Origin of the sequence: uncultured Barnesiella sp. (assembly GCF_946496565.1) — a bacterium.
In the GTDB taxonomy this organism is placed as follows: Bacteria; Bacteroidota; Bacteroidia; order Bacteroidales; family Barnesiellaceae; genus Barnesiella; species Barnesiella merdigallinarum.
The window spans coordinates 97,215-115,654 of sequence record NZ_CAMMHD010000005.1 but is presented as its reverse complement, the minus strand read 5'-3'; the positions used below and the strand labels follow the sequence as shown (position 1 = coordinate 115,654).

At 50.3% G+C, this 18,440-nt stretch carries 20 protein-coding genes; 16 read left to right on the top strand and 4 right to left on the bottom strand.

Annotated elements, in window-relative coordinates; genetic code table 11:
* Positions 1 to 9: 9 nt before the first annotated feature.
* The 4 genes from Q1K76_RS04195 to Q1K76_RS04180 are packed head-to-tail and all read right to left on the bottom strand — an operon-like array spanning position 10 to position 3,958.
* Complete coding sequence (locus tag Q1K76_RS04195; RefSeq protein WP_025279031.1) at positions 10 to 630, bottom strand: NADH:ubiquinone reductase (Na(+)-transporting) subunit D; 621 nt, start codon at positions 628 to 630, stop codon at positions 10 to 12.
* 3 nt (positions 631 to 633) lie between these two features.
* Entirely contained in the window at positions 634 to 1,344 is a 711-nt protein-coding gene (gene nqrC / locus Q1K76_RS04190) for an NADH:ubiquinone reductase (Na(+)-transporting) subunit C (RefSeq protein WP_300131267.1), read from the bottom strand.
* Between the two features lie 10 nt (positions 1,345 to 1,354).
* Positions 1,355 to 2,575, bottom strand: a complete 1,221-nt coding sequence (locus Q1K76_RS04185) for an NADH:ubiquinone reductase (Na(+)-transporting) subunit B (protein WP_300131265.1) — start codon at positions 2,573 to 2,575, stop codon at positions 1,355 to 1,357.
* Between the two features lie 33 nt (positions 2,576 to 2,608).
* Entirely contained in the window at positions 2,609 to 3,958 is a 1,350-nt protein-coding gene (locus Q1K76_RS04180; protein ID WP_087408883.1) for a Na(+)-translocating NADH-quinone reductase subunit A, read from the bottom strand.
* A 609-nt stretch (positions 3,959 to 4,567) separates the two neighbouring features.
* Between Q1K76_RS04180 and Q1K76_RS04175 the strand changes: the two genes are divergently transcribed.
* The 16 genes from Q1K76_RS04175 (at position 4,568) to atpF (ending at position 18,437) form a co-directional block, all read left to right on the top strand.
* Entirely contained in the window at positions 4,568 to 5,377 is an 810-nt protein-coding gene (locus Q1K76_RS04175; RefSeq protein WP_087408882.1) for a MotA/TolQ/ExbB proton channel family protein, read from the top strand.
* A gap of 27 nt (positions 5,378 to 5,404) precedes the next feature.
* Positions 5,405 to 6,022: a biopolymer transporter ExbD gene (locus Q1K76_RS04170; RefSeq protein ID WP_289539838.1), complete on the top strand. Its 618-nt coding sequence runs from the start codon at positions 5,405 to 5,407 to the stop codon at positions 6,020 to 6,022.
* Between the two features lie 21 nt (positions 6,023 to 6,043).
* Entirely contained in the window at positions 6,044 to 6,727 is a 684-nt protein-coding gene (locus tag Q1K76_RS04165; RefSeq protein ID WP_300131262.1) for a biopolymer transporter ExbD, read from the top strand.
* A 25-nt stretch (positions 6,728 to 6,752) separates the two neighbouring features.
* Positions 6,753 to 7,571, top strand: a complete 819-nt coding sequence (locus Q1K76_RS04160) for an energy transducer TonB (RefSeq protein ID WP_087408879.1) — start codon at positions 6,753 to 6,755, stop codon at positions 7,569 to 7,571.
* A 99-nt stretch (positions 7,572 to 7,670) separates the two neighbouring features.
* Positions 7,671 to 7,910, top strand: a complete 240-nt coding sequence (locus Q1K76_RS04155) for a hypothetical protein (protein WP_258327517.1) — start codon at positions 7,671 to 7,673, stop codon at positions 7,908 to 7,910.
* Positions 7,911 to 7,922: 12 nt separating this feature from the next.
* Complete coding sequence (locus Q1K76_RS04150) at positions 7,923 to 8,891, top strand: PstS family phosphate ABC transporter substrate-binding protein (RefSeq protein ID WP_087408877.1); 969 nt, start codon at positions 7,923 to 7,925, stop codon at positions 8,889 to 8,891.
* 34 nt (positions 8,892 to 8,925) lie between these two features.
* Positions 8,926 to 10,596, top strand: a complete 1,671-nt coding sequence (locus Q1K76_RS04145) for a tetratricopeptide repeat protein (protein WP_300131258.1) — start codon at positions 8,926 to 8,928, stop codon at positions 10,594 to 10,596.
* A gap of 477 nt (positions 10,597 to 11,073) precedes the next feature.
* A complete protein-coding gene (locus tag Q1K76_RS04140) occupies positions 11,074 to 11,424 on the top strand; it encodes an NADH-quinone oxidoreductase subunit A (RefSeq protein ID WP_087408875.1) in 351 nt (116 codons plus the stop codon).
* Positions 11,415 to 11,999: an NADH-quinone oxidoreductase subunit B gene (locus tag Q1K76_RS04135; protein ID WP_087408874.1), complete on the top strand. Its 585-nt coding sequence runs from the start codon at positions 11,415 to 11,417 to the stop codon at positions 11,997 to 11,999. The genes Q1K76_RS04140 and Q1K76_RS04135 overlap by 10 nt, the downstream gene beginning before the upstream one ends.
* 14 nt (positions 12,000 to 12,013) lie before the next feature.
* A complete protein-coding gene (locus Q1K76_RS04130) occupies positions 12,014 to 13,636 on the top strand; it encodes an NADH-quinone oxidoreductase subunit C (protein WP_300131256.1) in 1,623 nt (540 codons plus the stop codon).
* Positions 13,637 to 13,668: 32 nt separating this feature from the next.
* Positions 13,669 to 14,745 carry an NADH-quinone oxidoreductase subunit NuoH gene (gene nuoH, locus Q1K76_RS04125; protein WP_087408872.1) on the top strand — a complete coding sequence of 359 codons (1,077 nt, stop codon included), beginning with the start codon at positions 13,669 to 13,671 and terminating at the stop codon, positions 14,743 to 14,745.
* A gap of 36 nt (positions 14,746 to 14,781) precedes the next feature.
* Positions 14,782 to 16,293, top strand: a complete 1,512-nt coding sequence (gene atpD / locus Q1K76_RS04120) for a F0F1 ATP synthase subunit beta (RefSeq protein WP_087408871.1) — start codon at positions 14,782 to 14,784, stop codon at positions 16,291 to 16,293.
* 15 nt (positions 16,294 to 16,308) lie between these two features.
* Positions 16,309 to 16,542: an ATP synthase F1 subunit epsilon gene (gene atpC, locus Q1K76_RS04115; protein ID WP_087408870.1), complete on the top strand. Its 234-nt coding sequence runs from the start codon at positions 16,309 to 16,311 to the stop codon at positions 16,540 to 16,542.
* An 18-nt stretch (positions 16,543 to 16,560) separates the two neighbouring features.
* A complete protein-coding gene (gene atpB, locus Q1K76_RS04110) occupies positions 16,561 to 17,643 on the top strand; it encodes a F0F1 ATP synthase subunit A (protein WP_087408869.1) in 1,083 nt (360 codons plus the stop codon).
* Between the two features lie 32 nt (positions 17,644 to 17,675).
* Positions 17,676 to 17,930, top strand: coding sequence for an ATP synthase F0 subunit C (gene atpE / locus Q1K76_RS04105; RefSeq protein WP_087408868.1), 255 nt, complete (start codon positions 17,676 to 17,678; stop codon positions 17,928 to 17,930).
* 9 nt (positions 17,931 to 17,939) lie between these two features.
* The gene (gene atpF, locus Q1K76_RS04100) at positions 17,940 to 18,437 is read left to right on the top strand and encodes a F0F1 ATP synthase subunit B (protein ID WP_087408867.1); all 498 of its coding nucleotides are present in this window, start codon (positions 17,940 to 17,942) and stop codon (positions 18,435 to 18,437) included.
* The last annotated feature ends 3 nt before the right edge of the window (positions 18,438 to 18,440 follow it).

Genomic DNA, 18,440 nt, shown 5'->3' with positions numbered 1-18,440 from the left:
CGCGGTTTCTTATTGTTGCAAATCTTTATTGCGGGAGCGGTGTACCCAAATGATGCAGGCCACGGTGATGAGCGCCATGGGCGGGAGTATCATCAGACCGTTGTTCTGGTAGCCCCAGTCGTAGAGTTGTTGGGGGATAACCTGGTACCCGAAGAGGGTGCCCGAGCCCAGCAGCTCTCTGAAGAAGGCGACGATGACCAGGATGATGCCGTAGCCTACGCCGTTGCCCACACCGTCGAGGAACGACTCCCAAGGCTTATGGCTCAGCGCGAAGGCCTCGAGGCGTCCCATAAGGATACAGTTGGTAATGATGAGCCCCACGAAGACCGAGAGCTGTTTGCTCACCTGGTACATATAGGCTTTGAGCACCTGATCTACGATGATAACCAGTGCCGCAACCACTACTAGCTGTACAATGATGCGGATGCTGTTGGGGATGGTATTGCGCAGCAGCGAGATGATGACGTTGGCGAAAGCGACGACGGCAGTCACCGATACGGCCATGACGAGTGCCGGTTCGAGTTTTGCCGTTACGGCCAGGGCCGAACAGATACCCAATATCTGCACGATCACCGGGTTGTTCTTGGAGAGCGGCCCTAAAAGTATCTCTTTATTCTTTTTTGACAACATGGCTTATATATTCTTTGAATTGAGCGATTCTAAAAATTGGGCATAGGGTTCCACGCAACTTTGCAGCATGCTCTGTACCCCTTTGCTCGTGATGGTTCCACCCGATACGGCATCGACGTAGTCGGCCCCGTTTTGCGGTTTCCGTCCGGCCTTCTCCACGGCGATGGGCATGAAGGCACCGTCGATGAAGAAGTGTTTGCCCTGGAACTGTTTCTGGAACTGCGGTTTCTCGATTTCGGCTCCCAGACCCGGAGTTTCGCTCTGGTGAGCGAAGTAGGCACCGTAGACCGTATTGCCGTCGTTCTTGATCGAAATGTATCCCCAGATGGGGCCCCACAGACCGGCACCCGACAGGGGGATGATGTATTTGGGCGAGCCCGAGTCGTCGGTGCAGATAAAGATGGGCAGCGTGCGCTGGCTTTCGGGCAGCTTCAGCTGGTCGGCGATATTCATCGAGAACGATTCGCCCTTGACCAGTTGGCCGTTGGCATCGACTACAAACGAGTCGTCGATGTATTTGCCGTACAGCTCCTGAGCATTCTCGGGAGTCGACACGATATTGACCGAGTTGAGTATCTGGCTCATCTTGTCGATAGCGATATTCTTCTGCTGGGCCGGTTTGAGGCCAATGGCGGCGAAGGCCAGAATGAAGGCTACGACGATGACCATAACCGCGGTATAGATGAGCGTATATGTATTACCTTGTTTGTTCATAGCTGTAATTCTATTTTGTCAAGTTTTTGGCTCGTTTGAGACGGTGGCGGATATTGGCCTCGACCACGAAGTAGTCGATGAGCGGGGCGAATGCGTTCATAAGCAGCACGGCCAGCATGGCGCCTTCGGGGTATCCGCTGTTGAATACCCGGATGAGGATGGCCAGCACACCCACCAGGAAACCGAAGATGTATTTACCCGTATTGGTACGTGCGCCCGTTACCGGGTCGGTAGCCATGAATACGGCGGCAAAGGCAAAACCGCCCAGGCAAATCTGCTCGAGGGGCGAGAGTTGTGCAGCCGGATAGATGTCGGGGTTGGCGAACCAGTTGCAGATGAGGCTCATCACGATACCGCCGGCGAATACCGAAAGCATCACGCGCCAGCTGGCAATGCCCGTAGCCAGTAGAATGACGGCACCGATGAGGATGGCCAGCGTCGAAGTCTCGCCGATGGAGCCGGGAATGAACCCGAGGAACATGTCGTGCAGCGAGAGCGTGTTACCCAGAATGTCGGTCAGCTGCAGGGCACCGCCGCCCGTGTGGGTAGCAGCCTGCCCCAGCGGGGTAGCTCCCGAGAAGCCCTCGACAACCTGTCCGGCACCCAGGCCGAAGGTATCGCCCGTGCGTACGAACACCTCGTCGCCCGACATCTTGGAGGGGTAGGCAAAGAAGAGGAACGCACGCGTTACCAGCGCGATGTTGAAGATATTCATACCCGTACCGCCGAATACCTCTTTGGCAAAGATGACGGCAAAGGCCGTAGCCACGGCAATCATCCACAGCGGGGTGTCTACCGGCACAATCATGGGGATGAGCATACCCGATACCAGGAAGCCCTCCTGGATTTCGTGGTGACGCAGTTGTGCGGCGGTAAACTCGATGCCCAGACCCACCACATACGATACCACGATTTTGGGCAGCACGGCCAGGAATCCGAAGAGGAAGAGCGACCAGAACGACGTCTGTGCCAGCTCGCCTATGGCCAGGTAGTGCTGATAGCCCACATTGTACATACCGAAGAGCAGGGCCGGCAGCAGGGCGACGATAACGACCGTCATCGTCCGTTTCGAGTCTATGCTGTCGTGAATGTGTACTCCCGAACGCGAGGTGGTGTTGGGAACAAACAGGAATGATTCAAACCCTTCGAATACCGATTGGAACATAGACAATTTCCCGCCCGGTTCGAAGTGGGGTTTGATTTTGTCTATATAATTCTTTAAAGCTTTCAAAGTTGTTTTGTATTAAAATGGTTATTGTTTCTCTTAGTTCATCTCTTTCATCAGGTGGTCGAGGCCGTTACGCACGATTTTCTGCAACTCGAGTTTCGAGGTGTCGACAAATTCGCACAGGGCAAAATCCTCGGGAGCCACTTCGTAGATACCCAGATTCTCCATCTTGTCGATGTCGAACGCCAGGATGGCCTTGATGAGGTATTCGGGATAGATGTCCATGGGGAATACCCGGTCGTACTCGTCGGACATGATGATGGCCCGCTCGCCGCCTCGTATACGGGCGTCGATGTCGTAGCGACGTTTCTTGCCCAGCAGCCACGAGAGGTACGAGTGGCTCATGCTGTATTTGTGGGGATTGAGCGATGCCCAGCCCATGAACTCGTTGCAGTTGTTGCCTTCGGGGATTACGGTCACCTGGGCCTGTCGGGCACCCAGATAGCCGTCGGCTCCGGCGTTGAACCCGGTGAGTACGTTGCCGCTGATGTAGCGGCGCTCATAGTGGGCCGGCTTGACCATGCCCTGGGTAATCGAGGCAATAGACGCTCCGGCACAGGTGCGCACGTAGTGGGGCTTGTTCACCTCTGCACCGGTGACGGCCACCAGCCGCGAGAAGTCGACATGACCCGTCTCGAGCAGTCGTCCGATGAACAGCAGGTCGAGGGCGTTGATGGTCCACACGATTTCACCCTTGTTGATGGGGGAGATGTGGTTGATCTGCACCCCTACGTTGCCGGCGGGGTGGGGACCGTCGAATACGACCGTTTCGCCGTTCTTGACCTCGATGGGCGACCGTTTGGAAACACCCACATAGACCTTGCCCGGGGTGAGCCGTGCCAGCGCCTTCAACCCCGTTTCGAGGTGGTGCATCTCGTCTTTCAGCACAAAGGCATAGTCGGGGGCCAGCGGGGCCGAGTCGAATGCCGTCACGAAGATGTCGCGCGGCGTCGTGTTGGGGTTGGCGATAATGTCGTAGGGACGTTGCTTGATAAATGCAAACGTGCCCGACTTCAGCAGCAGCGCCTTCAGGTCGCTTGCCTGCATCGTGTCGGGCGATACTTTACCGAACTCGACGGCTTGTTGTGTGGCGTCGGGCTTGATGGTGATCTTCATCACCTTGCGCCGTTCGCCGCGCTCTACGGCAACTACCTCGCCGCTTACGGGCGAAGTGACCACTACATCGGTGAGCGTCTTGTCGTGCATGACTGGCGAACCGGCCAGAACCTTGTCGCCCGGTTTGACGTCGACCTTGGGAGTCAATCCCGTAAAATCGTCGGGGATAATGGCGTATAGCTGACTGTTTGTCGAGTTGGATATTTCAAGGGCTGGAGCACCTTCCAACTGAATGTCGAGCCCTTTTTTGATTTTGACTACATGATTCATCATGGATGTAGAAAATGAAATTTTTGGCAAAATTACAATTCTTTTCGGTTTCTGATAGAAACTTATCTCTATTTTTTTAAAGCGGTGTCGTCTGCTGTCCCTTTCCAGGGTGCATGTGGGGGTAGGCCGGTTGTTGCGGAAGGTCGGGTAATTTCCCTTTAAAATAAGGTGTTCGACCGGCTTCGCCCGATCGAGTGGCAAGTCCGAGATTCAGGAATATCGGCAGTCGGTTCGCCCTTTCGAATACACCCGTAAACGAGGTGGAGAAGATGCAAAAAAAAACTCATTGTAAAGCGGTTGTGATTCCCTGTCTACATCGGAAATAGAGAACAAAGTGTCACAGAAAAAAAAAGAGAATTATTTTTTTCTCTCGAAATATTGTGCTACATTTGACGCACAAATGCAAAAAAGGTAACAATTGGACTCGAAAAGAAGGGATGAGCCCTCGGAAAGAGCCCTTTGCATATAATAAATGTAGGAGTGTATACGTTTTATGAAATAGGCAGTGTGCGAGCGAGGATAATTTCGCGGGATACAGTGCCGAACGGGTGAAATAAAGGATTGAACTGAACTAAATAACTAATACAAACACTTAGATTTTATTTAATTATGGAAGCTAAAAAAGCTAAAAAGAACAAGGTGCGCGGTATAAAAAACGCATTCATTGTAATCATCATCTGTTTTATCATCGCATTGGTGGTATTTACTCAAGTACTTGGTGCTCCTACAAACTTTGAAGGTGGCGATCCCGAGGGTGGACATCCTCTGAATCTGCTGGGTACAATCTATAAAGGTGGTTTCATCGTACCTATTCTGCAAACTTTGCTGTTGACGGTAATCGTTCTCTCGGTTGAGCGTTTCATCGCCATGTTGAGCGTTAAAGGTAAAGGTAGTGTCGACAAATTCGTTGCCGCTGTAAAAGCTGCTTTGGAAAAAGGCGACATCGCCGGTGCTCAAGCTCTCTGCGAAAAACAACGTGGTACGGTTGCCAGCGTAGTTGCTTCGGCTCTTATCCGCTACGGCGAAGTTGAACACGACGACACGCTGTCGAAAGAACAAAAAATCGAGGCTATCCAAAAACAACTCGAAGAGGCTGCTGCTCTCGAAATGCCTGCCATGCAACAGAACTTGCCTATCGTTGCTACCATGACGACGCTGGGTACGCTGGTCGGACTTCTCGGTACTGTGTTGGGTATGATCAAATCGTTCCAGGCTCTGGCCACTGCCGGTGCTCCTGACTCGGTTGCCCTGTCGACCGGTATTTCCGAGGCCCTTGTAAACACGGCATTCGGTATCGCAACTGGTGCACTCGCTGTAATTTCGTATAACTATTTCTCTAACAGAATCGACAACATCACCTACGCTATCGACGAGGTAGGTTTCTGCATTGTTAACACATTCGCTGCTACTCACAAGTAATCGGCATAAAATCGAAAGGACCATTATATGGCTAAAGTAAAAGTAAAAAAGAAGAGTACGCTCATCGATATGACCGCGATGAGTGACGTTACCGTGCTTCTGCTTACTTTCTTCATGCTGACATCGACCTTCGTTCAGAAAGAGCCTGTGCAAGTGAGTACCCCCTCTTCGGTATCCGAAATCAAAATCCCTGAAATCAATGTGCTTCAGGTGTTGATCGAGCCGTCCGGGAAAATCTTTATCAGTCTCGACAAACAAGAGGATAGGGTGAATGTATTGAACGCAATGAGTAGTATGTACGGAGTCTCGTTTACTCCCGAGCAAATAAATAAGTTCAGATTGGCAAACTCGTTTGGTGTACCTATCAAACAGATGCCGGGTTTCCTTGATCTGAAATCCGATATTCAGGATCAGACCCTCAAAAACTACGGTATCCCCTGCGACAGTACCAACAACGAGTTTAAGGAATGGGTACGTGCTGCCCGCAAGAACAATCCCGATTTGAAGATTGCCATCAAGGCCGACCAGTCGACCCCCTATGACAAAATCAAAAACGTGATGAGTTCGTTGCAGGACATCAAGGAAAACCGTTACAATCTGCTTACTTCATTGAAGAGTTTACCCGCAGAAGAAGAAAATAACTAAAGTCATGAAAGGAATTGAATTATGGCAGAAGTAGAAGTAAAAGACTCGGGTAAAGGCGGGAAGAAAGGACAACAGAAGAAAATGAAAATCCATGTGGACTTTACTCCCATGGTTGATATGAACATGCTTTTGATCACCTTCTTCATGTTCTGTACGACGTTGAGCAAACCCCAGACAATGGAGATCAGTATGCCTACCAACGACAAGGTAACAGAAGAAGAGCAAAATAAGGTGAGGGAATCGGAGGCCATAACCATCCTGCTGGGCGACAACGACCGGGTATTCTACTACCTGGGACAACCCAAGTACGAAGATTATACCTCGCTGGTTGAATCGTCTTATGGAGCAGATGGTCTGAGAGCTCTCCTCCTTGAACGCAACAAAACCGTTGTGAACAAGGTGAAAGAATTGAAGGAACGTAAAAAGAGAAAAGAGATCGACGAGGTAGTTTTCGATTCGCTGGTTACCGAAGCCAAGAAAACCAAAGGTTCGCCTGTGGTGATGATCAAGGCCAAACTGGCTGATGAGAATGGTAAAAACGGTGCTTCGTACCGCAACCTGATCGATGCCCTCGACGAGATGATTATCTGCGATATTGGCCGTTATGCCATCGTCGATATCACCGAAGGCGACCTGTTCCTGATAGAGAATTACGAGAAGAAAGGTGCTCTTTCCGATCAGATAGACACCGCATTGAAGAACTAATAGTACACATTAAAGAAGAAGAAAAATGTCAAAGAATGTAGATTTAACTTCGAAAGAATGGTGCGACTTAGTTTTTGTCGGGAAAAACAAAGCATTCGGCGCATACCTGTTGCGGGTAAATTCGCCTAAGCGTTACACATGGGCCACCGTAGGTGTTATCTGTGTTGTAGCTTTTGCCTTTGCGCTCCCGTATATTGTGGATTCTTTCAAGATTGGTGAAGCTGAAGAAGAGATTTCTACCGTAGTAGAAATGTCGCAACTGCCCGAGGCCGAGGTAGAGAAACAAGAGGTTCAACCCTTGGTAGAAACGCCTCCCCCCCCTCCCTTGAAGAGTTCTATCAAATTTACCGCACCTGTAATCAAGAAAGACGAAGAGGTTTCTGACGAAGAAGAGTTGAAGTCGCAAGACGAGTTGACTCAGTCGAAAGTAAACATCTCTATCGCCGACGTAAAAGGTAATGACGAAGAACACGGTCAGGATATTGCCGACTTCCGCGAAGTGATTGCCGAACCTGTCGTAGAGGAAGAGAAACCCTACGAAGCTGTAGAGCAGATGCCTACCTTCCCCGGTGGCGAAGCCGAGCTGATGAAGTTTATCCGTGATAACCTCAAATACCCGGTTATCGCTCAGGAAAACGGTATTCAGGGTCGTGTAATTCTGCGATTCGTCGTATCGAAGACCGGTACCATCGACAACGTGACTGTATTGCGTAGTTTGGACCCCACTTGCGACAAGGAGGCTATCCGCGTTGTGAAGAGCATGCCCAAGTGGATTCCCGGTAAGCAAAACGGTAACAACGTGCCGGTATACTTCACATTGCCCGTTGTATTTAAACTTTTGTAATCTCTCGATTGTTTTAACCAAGAGATTCGTGAATATCATACTCGCAGCCTATTATCCCATGATTTTAGGTTGCGGGTATTTTATAAAAAATCAATATCTATGGAACAGAAATACGGCCGCTATGACGAAGAAGAGAACGCCGAGGCAAAACGGCGTCCGCTGGGTATGAATGTCGTTTTGGGCATGATTATGATAGCCATCTATCTGGGTATGGCTTATTTGTTGCTTTTCACCACCTTCTTTTCCAACTTGTATGACATTGTGCGCTATATTATGGGGGTCGTGTTTGCTGTATATGGAGTTTTCAGGGGATACCGATTGTTCGTAGGAATGAAATAAAAAAATGGGATTATGAATAAGTTGCTGTCATTTTCGTTTGTCGTGCTTCTTGCAGCCCTCGTTTCGTCGTGCTCGTCGTGCCAAAACAGTGAAGACGAGAAGGGCGAGCGCAAAGTGAAGGAGACCATCACCTCGGGGGTAATCGACATTAGTTGTGACGAAAGTTTCGAGCCCATCATGGAGCAAGAGATTACCGTATTTGAGGCCGCTTATCCCAAGGCTTCAATTATTCCCTATTATGTGAGCGAAGCCGAGGCGTTGAACATGTTGCTGCAAGACAGTGTGCGGTTGGCTGTAGCCACCCGCAAGCTCACTCCGCAGGAAGAGGCGTCGTTCAAGTCGCGTCAGTTGCGGGTCCGTACCGTACAGATTGCTCTCGACGGCATCGCTTTTATTGTGAACAAGAACAACAAGCACGACGTCATCTCGGTCGATGAGTTGCGCAAGATTGTGACCGGCGAGGCTACGGCCTGGAATCAGATCTATCCCGGTTCGTCGCTGGGCAAAATCAATTTCGTGTTCGACAATCAGGGCTCCAGTTCCATGCGCTATGCCATAGACTCCTTGTGTCAGGGCAAACCTCTGTATCAAGGGCTGTATGCCCAGAAATCCAATCAGGCTGTTATCGACTATGTGGCACAAACCCCCAATGCGATAGGTGTGATAGGTGCCAGTTGGATAGGCAATGAGGCCGACTCGACCAACACCTCGTTTACCGATGTGGTCAAAGTGATGGCCGTTCGCAAGGCTCCGGGATACGATCCCTACAAACCTTATCAATACTACATAGCTACGGGCGACTATCCGCTCACCCGTCCGATTTACATGATTACGACAGATCCGCGCAACGGACTGCCCACCGGTTTTACCAAGTTTGTCTCTTCGCAACGTGGCCAGTTAATAATTTTTAAGACAGGTATTGTACCTTGGCAAGCCAATATCGCGTTAAAAAGAGATGTAAGCATTACCGAAAATTTTTAACTAAGCAGAAAATTATCAACTTAAATATATATCAATGAAATCAAGTCTTAAATTCTTATTTTCACTGTTCCTTGCTGCCGGCTCGTTGACCGCTTTTGCTGCCAGCTATACCGATGGAATAGAGTATTTCAAAGCGGGTCAGCCCGATCGGGCAAAAATCCTGTTGGAGCGTACGCTCGACGATGCAGGAACCAATAAGGCAGAATCGTATTATTACCTGGGCGAAATCGCTTTCGGTAACAAAGACTACACCACGGCTGCCGAATATTACAAGAAAGGTCTCACCGAAGATCCCCTCTATGCCTACAATATCGTAGGCCAAGGTAAACTCGCTTTGACCGGTTCGGACAAGGAAGCTGCCGAAAAAGAGGCCGAGAAATATTTCAAGGAGGCTCTCAAAGGTAAGAACAAGAAAGATGCCGGTATCAATCTGGCAATTGCCAAAGCCTACTACGAAACCGGTACCCCCGGCTACGAAGAGTATATGAAGAAATCGTACAAGGCCGATAAGAAATACCCCGACTATTTCATGTTCGAGGGCGATGTGCTGGTAGACCAACAGAAGTATGGCGACGCTTGCGGACGCTATGAAAACGCCATCTATTTCGACCCCAACTGTATCGAGGCTTATGTAAAGTATTCGCACATCTACTTCGACATCAACCCCACGCTGGCTATCCAGAAACTCGAGGAGTTGCAGGAGATCGCTCCCAACTCGGCTATTGCACAGCGCGAAATGGCCGAAGCCTATTACAAAAACTCGCAATACACCAAGGCCGCTGCCGCTTATGAGAAGTATATGCAGAATCCCAACCACTTCCAGACCGACCGTCCCCGTCTGGCTACGCTGCTCTTCTACGGCAAGCGCTATGACGAGTCGCTGGAGCTGGCCAAAGAGATTTTGGCTCACGACCCCGAGAACTTCGTAATCCGCCGTATCGTCATGTACGACAACTACGAGTTGGGCAACATGGAGGCTGCCGAGCAGGCTGCCATCGAGTTCCTGGGCATGAACCCCGGCGACAACGTATTCACCGCTCGTGATTACCTGACCTATGGCGACATCCTCTCGAAAGAGAAAAAATATGCCGAGGCTATCGTACAATACGAGAAAGCCTACGAACTGGACAACACCCGTACCGACATTCTCAAAGTGTTGAGCGATACCTACGAGCGCAACAAAGACTATGTAAATGCCATCAGCGTATACGAGCAATACATGGCTGCCGACACCGTAAACAACCAACGCGTGATGGACTACTATCTGCTGGGTCAGATCTGTTACAGCGCCGGACAGGCTGCCATGGACAGCATCCCCTTGCGCGACATGTATCTGATTAAAGCCGACTCAATGTTCCAGGTGGTTGTAGAGCGTTCTCCGACGGACTACCGCGGTTATCTGTGGCGTGCCCGTGCCGCCGCCGTGCGTGACCCCGAACTGAAAGAGGGCTTGGCCAAACCGCTCTATGAAGAGACGCTGGGTATCCTCGACCAGGATGCTACCAACAAAGAGAAGGCCGCTACGAAACGTGTTTACATCGAGGCTTACAAATACCTGGGTTACTACAACTATCTGCAGACAACCAATCCCGCCAAGAAGAACGAGGCCATCGCTGCTACCAAAGACTATTGGAACAAGATGCTCGAACTGGATCCGCAGAATACCGAGATTATCGAGGCCCTCAAGACACTCGATACCTTGTAATCGAATCGACTCGCTCGATATATGCCCGAGCGGCAGCCATAAGGCTGTCGCTCGGCTTTTTTATGGGACTGTCCCAAATCCCGGATAATTCGGCTCCAAATGCAGATAAAAATAAAAAAGAACAAACCCTTGGCCTTTTGTTGAAAATAAAATTTGTATATTTGTGCGACAAAAATTTTCGAGGGATAATTTGCAGTAAAACGAAGGATTTCTGGACGGACAACGCTGCTCGGGAATATCTGAAATTGCGGCATTAACCCCTTGAATAGAAATAAAATAGAATTTATATGCAAGTCTCGGAATGGAATAAGGCGATATGGAACTGCACGAAGGGTTGTATGGCAGGGCCGTGTCGTATCTCTTTTTCGGGATTCGTGTATAACAATTATCAACCGGGCCTTGTATTGCATTCGTGACAATACGGGGCTTTGTTATTTGGAAAGGAAAATAAAAAATAAATACAAACTAAATTAACGTATGAATTCTGCACTATTTGTAGTTGTATTGATTACCGGATTGGCGCTGGTAGGAGCGGCTCTGTTGATAGCCGGCCTCATTTCGCCACGCTCGTTCAATCCGCAAAAGGGAGAGCCCTATGAGTGTGGTATCCCCTCGCGAGGAGAATCGTGGATGCAGTTCAAGGTAGGCTATTATCTGTTTGCCATTCTGTATCTGATGTTCGACGTCGAAACGGTATTCTTGTTCCCCTGGGCGGTTATATTGAAAGATTTAGGTGTAGCCGGATTATTTAATATTTTATTTTTCATGGTAGTACTTATCCTGGGATTGGTATATGCCTGGAAGAAAGGAGCACTCGAATGGAAGTGAAAATCAAATCGATGAAGTATGAAGACTTCAAAGACAATGAATATATTGAACAGCTTATCAATGAACTCAAAGCGTCCAATACCAATGTGGTGGTGGGATGCCTTGACGAGGTTATCAACTGGGGCCGCTCCAACTCGCTGTGGCCTCTTACCTTTGCGACAAGTTGCTGCGGTATCGAGTTTATGTCGCTCGGCGCAGCGCGGTACGACATGGCCCGTTTCGGGTTTGAAGTAGCTCGTGCCAGTCCGCGTCAGGCCGACTTTGTGATGGTAGCCGGTACCATCGTACACCGCATGGCGCCTGTATTGCGCCGGTTGTACGACCAGCTGGCCGAGCCCAAATATGTGGTAGCCGTGGGTGGTTGTGCCGTATCGGGCGGGCCGTTCAGAAAATCGTATCACGTATTGAAAGGAGTTGACGAAATTCTTCCGGTCGATGTCTATATCCCGGGGTGTCCTCCGAGACCCGAAGCCATGTTCTACGGCTTGATGCAGTTGCAACGTAAGGTGAAAGTGGAGAAATTCTTCGGTGGCGTAAATCGTCAGGAAAAACGAGAGAAAGTATTAGGAAAATAATATAAGTTACCTATATGGCAAACATACAGCAAGAAATAAGCAGTTTTCTGCCGGAGGCTACCTTTGTAGAAGGAACCATTCTGGAAGTGTCGGTTCCCGATGCCAAGTGGCACGATTTGGCACTCTATTTGCACGACAAACTGCACTTCGACTATTTGGTTTCTATCGTAGGCATGGACTGGGGCGAGACCTTGGGTTGTGTCTATTATTTCACATGCACGGCCGACAATTCTCAAGTTTCGGTGAAAGTCGAAACGGCCGACCGCGAAAACCCGTTGCTCCATTCGGTTACCGACCTTTGGAAATCGGCCTATCTGTACGAGCGTGAGGTCTACGACTTCTTCGGCATCCGCTTCATCAACCACCCCGACATGCGCCGGTTGTTCCTGCGCAACGACTGGGTGGGATACCCCCTGCGCAAAGACTACGATGCCAGCCCCGAGGTTAACCCCATTCGGCTTGAGCACGAGGCTGTCGACGATGTAACGCACGCTATTGTCGAGACTCCCGACGGTAAACTCGAGGAGCGCACCAATACGATATTCGCACCCGAAGAGTTCGTCGTGAACATCGGTCCCCAACACCCCGCTACGCACGGTGTATTGCGTCTGCGCACCTCGCTCGAGGGTGAGATTGTCAAGAAAATCGATGTCTATTGCGGTTATGTACACCGCGGAATCGAGAAGTTGTGCGAATCGCTCACCTATCCGCAGACACTCCACTTTGCCGACCGTCTCGACTATCTGTCGGCTCAGCAAAACCGTCACGCCGTGTGCCTCTGTATCGAGGATGCCCTTCAACTCGAAATCCCGGCCCGTGCACAATATGTGCGCACCATCATGGATGAGTTGATGCGTATCTCGTCGCACTTGCTCTTCTATGCAACCTTCTGCATGGACTTGGGTGCAACGACGGCTTTCTTCTACGGATTCCGCGATCGTGAGAAAATACTCGACATCTTTGAAGAGACTTGCGGTGCCCGCATGACCTTCAACTACTATACGATTGGCGGTCTTATGGCCGACATTCATCCCGACTTCCAACGCAAGGTGAAAGAGTTTTGCGCCTACTTGCCCGGCATGCTGAAAGACTATCACACCCTCTTTACGGGCAACGTGATTGCACAGCAACGTATGAAAGGCGTAGGTCTGCTCTCTCGCGAGGATGCCATCTCGTACGGCATTGCCGGCCCGTCGGGCCGTGCTTCGGGCTGGGCCTGCGACGTGCGCAAGAACCACCCCTATGCCATGTACGACAAGGTAGAGTTCAAAGAGATTGTCCGCACCGAGGGCGATGTATTTGCCCGCTACATGGTGCGTATGGATGAAATACTGGAGTCGATCCACATCATCGAACAACTCATCGACAATATCCCCGAGGGCGATTATGCACTGAAGATGAAACCTATTATCAAACTGCCCGAAGGCCGTTACTTCCGTCAGGTCGAGGCCAGTCGTGGCCCGATAGGTGTCTTTATCGAGAGTCATGGGGATAAGAATCCGTATCGGTTGAAAATCAACTCGGCCTGCTTGCCGCTGGTCGGCGGGCTCGACCCGATGTGTCGTGGTGGTAAAATTGCCGACCTCATTGCCATCGGCGGTTCGCTCGACTATGTAATCCCCGATATGGACAGATAATTAGTAATCAAAAATAAATTAAAGAATAAGTTATGTTCGACTTTTCGATAGTTACCCACTGGATAGATAATTTGTTGAGGAGTGTAATGCCCGGCTGGGGAGCTTTGCTGATTGAATTTGTACTGGTAGGCGTGGCGCTGCTGCTGTTGTATGCGGTGTTGGCCCTGTTCTACATCTATTTCGAGCGTAAGGTGTGCGCCTTCTTCCAATGCCGTCTGGGTCCCAATCGAGTAGGCCCCTACGGTATATTCCAGAGCGTGGCCGATATGTTCAAGATTCTGATCAAAGAGTTGATCTCGTTGAACCACATCGATAAGTTCCTGTTCAATCTGGCTCCTTATCTGGTTATTGTGGCCTCGATGTTGGCCTTCGGCTGCTTGCCTTTCGGTAAAGGGTTGCAGGTGATCGATTTCAACATCGGTATCTTCTTCCTGATAGCCGTATCGTCGATTGGCGTGCTGGGTATCCTGCTGGCCGGTTGGTCGAGCCACAACAAATACACCCTGATCGGTGCCATCCGAAGCGGTGCTCAAATGGTGAGCTATGAGCTCTCCATCGGGTTGTCGGTGTTGACGATGGTAGTCTTTGCCGGTACGATGTCGATTACCGGTATCGTCGAGGCACAGAACAACGGCTGGTTCATCTTCACGGGTCATATCCCCGCCATCGTGGCTTTCCTCATTTACCTGGTTGCCGGTACGGCCGAGACCAACCGTGGCCCGTTCGACTTGCCCGAGGCCGAGAGTGAGTTGACGGCAGGTTATCACACCGAGTATTCGGGTATCCACTTCGGTTTCTTCTATCTGGCCGAGTATTTGAACCTGTTCATTGTTTCGGGTGTAGCCTCGCTGCTCTTCCTGGGAGGTTGGATGCCGTTGCATATTCCCGGATGGGAGAGCTTCAACCACGTTATGGACTATATCCCGTCGGTGGTTTGGTTCTTTGGTAAAGCCATTGTGATTTCGTTTATAATCATTTGGTTCAAGTGGACTTTCCCTCGTTTGAGAATCGACCAGCTGTTGCGTCTCGAGTGGAAATACTTGTTACCGCTGAACTTGATAAATCTCTTTGTAATGGTGCTCATCGTGATTTACGGGCTGCACTTTTAATGGATAAAATATAATACTGATAATAGAGGTAAAGCTATGGCAGATAAATTTGGATATATCACGCAGGTCATCGGGCCGGTTGTCGATGTCACCTTCGAAGGCGAAGGTAACGACGTGCCGCCTATTTATGCTGCACTGAAAATCGAGCGTGAAAACGGCTCCGACCTGATTGTCGAAGTGGAGCAACATATCGGTGAAAATACGGTACGCTGCGTCGCAATGGATTCTACCGACGGTCTTGTACGCGGTATGAAAGCAATCGACTTGCAACGGCCCTTGTCAATGCCTACGGGATCACAGTTAAAAGGGCGTTTGATGAATGTGTTGGGCGAGACGATCGACCATCTTCCTGCTCTGGATTATACCGAATTGAAATCGATACACCAGGAGGCTCCGGCTTTTGACGACCTCTCTATCAGTACCGAGATACTTTATACGGGAATCAAGGTAATCGATTTGCTCGAACCCTATTCGAAGGGTGGTAAAATCGGTTTGTTCGGTGGTGCCGGTGTAGGTAAGACCGTGCTGATTAAGGAACTTATCAACAACATTGCCAAGGGACACAACGGATTCTCGGTATTCACCGGTGTAGGTGAGCGTACTCGTGAAGGTAATGACCTCTTGCGCGAGATGATCGAATCGGGTATCATGTCGTATGGCAAGAAGTTCGAGGAGGGTATGGCTCGTGGCGAATGGAATCTGCAGGATGTCGATATGGGTCAGGTGAACCAGTCGCAGGCCACCTTGGTGTTCGGCCAGATGAACGAACCGCCGGGAGCCCGTTTGCGTGTGGCTCTGGCCGGTTTGACGGTTGCCGAGCAATTCCGCGACTCCGATGGCGGTGGTAAAGAGATTCTGCTCTTTATCGACAACATCTTCCGTTTCACTCAGGCCGGATCCGAGGTGTCGGCGCTTTTGGGCCGTATGCCTTCGGCCGTAGGTTATCAGCCGACGCTGGCCTCCGAGATGGGTAAATTGCAAGAGCGTATCACCTCGACCAAGCAGGGATCTATCACTTCGGTTCAGGCCATTTATGTGCCGGCCGACGACTTGACCGACCCCGCACCGGCCACGACCTTCAACTTCCTGGATGCAACTACGGTGTTGAGCCGTAAAATATCGGAGCTGGGTATCTACCCGGCCGTAGACCCGCTGGAGTCGACCTCGCGTATTCTCGACCCCCATATCGTGGGCGAGGAGCACTATCAGGTGGCTCAGGCCGTGAAACAGTTGTTGCAGCACTACAACGAGTTGCAGGATATTATCGCTATCCTGGGTGTCGACGAGTTGTCTGACGAGGACAAGCTGGTGGTAAACCGGGCTCGTCGAGCACAACGGTTCCTCTCGCAACCCTTCCATGTAGCCGAACAGTTTACCGGCGTGCCCGGTGTGATGGTTCCGCTCGAGGAGACGATTCGCGGTTTCAAGATGATTCTCAGCGGCGAGATGGACGAGTATCCCGAGCAAGCCTTCTTGAACGTAGGTACGATCGACGAGGCTATTGCCAAGGGTAAGAAATTGTTGGAGCAGGCCCAAGCGGCTCACTAAAAAGAGGAATGAATTATGGTACTTGAAATTATATCTTCGGAACAAATCCTTTTCCAGGGAGAGGTCGAATCGGTCACCTTGCCGGGTGCCCAAGGTTCGTTTACCGTTCTTGAAAATCATGCATCGCTGATTTCGACGCTCGATGCCGGTACCATTGAATATGTGACGGCAGGCGAACGTCATTCGGTACCTGTCGGTGGCGGGTTTGTCGATGTGGATAACAACCGTGTGGCTGTGTGCATACGGTAATTGCTGGAGTAAAAAGAGATGAGAAAACAAATCGCATACATAGTAGCTTTTTTGTTGATGGCCTTTTCGTTCAACCTGTCGGCTCAAGAGACGAGCGGCACGGAAGAGGAGAAAGCCTTTAACCCGAAAGAGACGATTTTTAAGCACCTGCTCGATGAATATAGCTGGGAGTTGCCTTTCTCGCACGAGCACAAGATCTCGCTTCCGGTTATTGTGAGAGACTATAAGGGCGACTGGAACATCTTCTGGTCGAGCCGTCTCGAACACGGGCAGCAGTACGAGGGTTTCTATATTGCTCAAGACGGCCCCAACAAGGGCAAGGTCGAGAGTGTCGACGACCAGGGCAACCGTTACCGGCCGCTCGATTTGTCGATTACGAAAAACGTGTTGGCCCTGATTATCGCCGCTCTGTTGTGCCTCTGGTGTGTGCTCTCGGTAGCTCGCTGGTACAAGAAGAAGCACTACAAGGCACCTCGTAAGGGGGTAGGAGCCATCGAGTTCCTCATCGAGTTTATCTATACGGGAGTCATCAAGAGCACGCTGGGCGACAAGGCACCCCGTTTTGCCCCCTACCTGCTTACGATATTCTTCTTCATCTTGTTGATGAACCTGCTGGGGCTGATAGTCATCTTCCCCGGTGGAGCCAACCTGACAGGCAATATCGCCGTCACCATGGTGTTGGCCTTGTGTACCTTTATCGTGGTGAATGTGAAAGGAACCAAGGAGTACTGGAAAGAGACCTTCTGGCCCGATGTGCCTCTGTGGTTGAAGTTCCCGCTTCCCATCATGCCGCTCATCGAGGTGTTTGGTATCTTCACCAAACCGGCGGCCCTCATGGTCCGTCTCTTTGCCAACATGATGGGTGGTCACATGATTATCCTGTCGCTCATTTCGCTCATCTTTATCTTCGGCGCTTTTGGTGCCGTGGTCGTAGGCGGCATAACCGTCATATCGGTGCTCTTCTCGCTCTTCATGCTGATGATAGACACCCTGGTATCGTTTATCCAGGCCTATGTATTTACGATGCTTTCGACGCTGTTCATTTCGTTGGCACAGGTCGAGGGGCATCATGAAGGAAAAACAGAAAAAGTAGAAAAATAAAATAAGTGTATAATCTCTAAACAACAAACATTATGTTAGGAATGATTTTATTACAAGCAGCAGCCGGCGCAAGTCTGGCTAAATTGGGAGCATGTATTGGTGCTGGTATCGCAGCTATCGGAGCCGGTGTAGGTATCGGTAAGATCGGTTCGTCGGCAATGGATGCTATTGCCCGTCAGCCCGAAGCCAGTGGCGATATTCGAAGCAACATGATTGTGATTGCAGCCCTTGTCGAAGGTGTTGCCCTGTTTGCTGTAATCGTTTGCGTGCTGTCCTTGTTCATCTAATCATAAGATATGGAACTGTTCACGCCCGAAATAGGGTTGGTATTCTGGATGTTCGTTGTCTTCGTCATCCTGTTTGTCATACTCGCCAAGTTTGGCTGGCCGTACATCTTGCGCAGCCTCGACGAACGAGCCGAGTTCATTGACAAAGGGGTCGAGTATGCCCAAGAGGCAAAATCGCACCTGGACAACGCACAGGCCGAAGCCAAAGCTCTTTTGGTCGAAGCGCAGAAACAACAAATGGAGATTCTGCACGAAGCAGCCCAGATGAAGACTCAGATTATAGAAGAAGCTCGTCAGGCTGCCTCGGTAGAAGCTAAAAAAGTGATGGACGCTGCGGCCGTGTCGATCGAGCAGGCTCGCAAAGAGTCGGAACTCCAGTTCCGTCGCGAGGTGAGCCAGTTTGCCCTGCAAATTGCCGAGAAGATGGTGCGTAAGCAACTCTCCGATGACAAGACCCAGGTCGAAATGGTCGACAAACTGTTGAATGAAATTGAGAATCAAAACTAATAG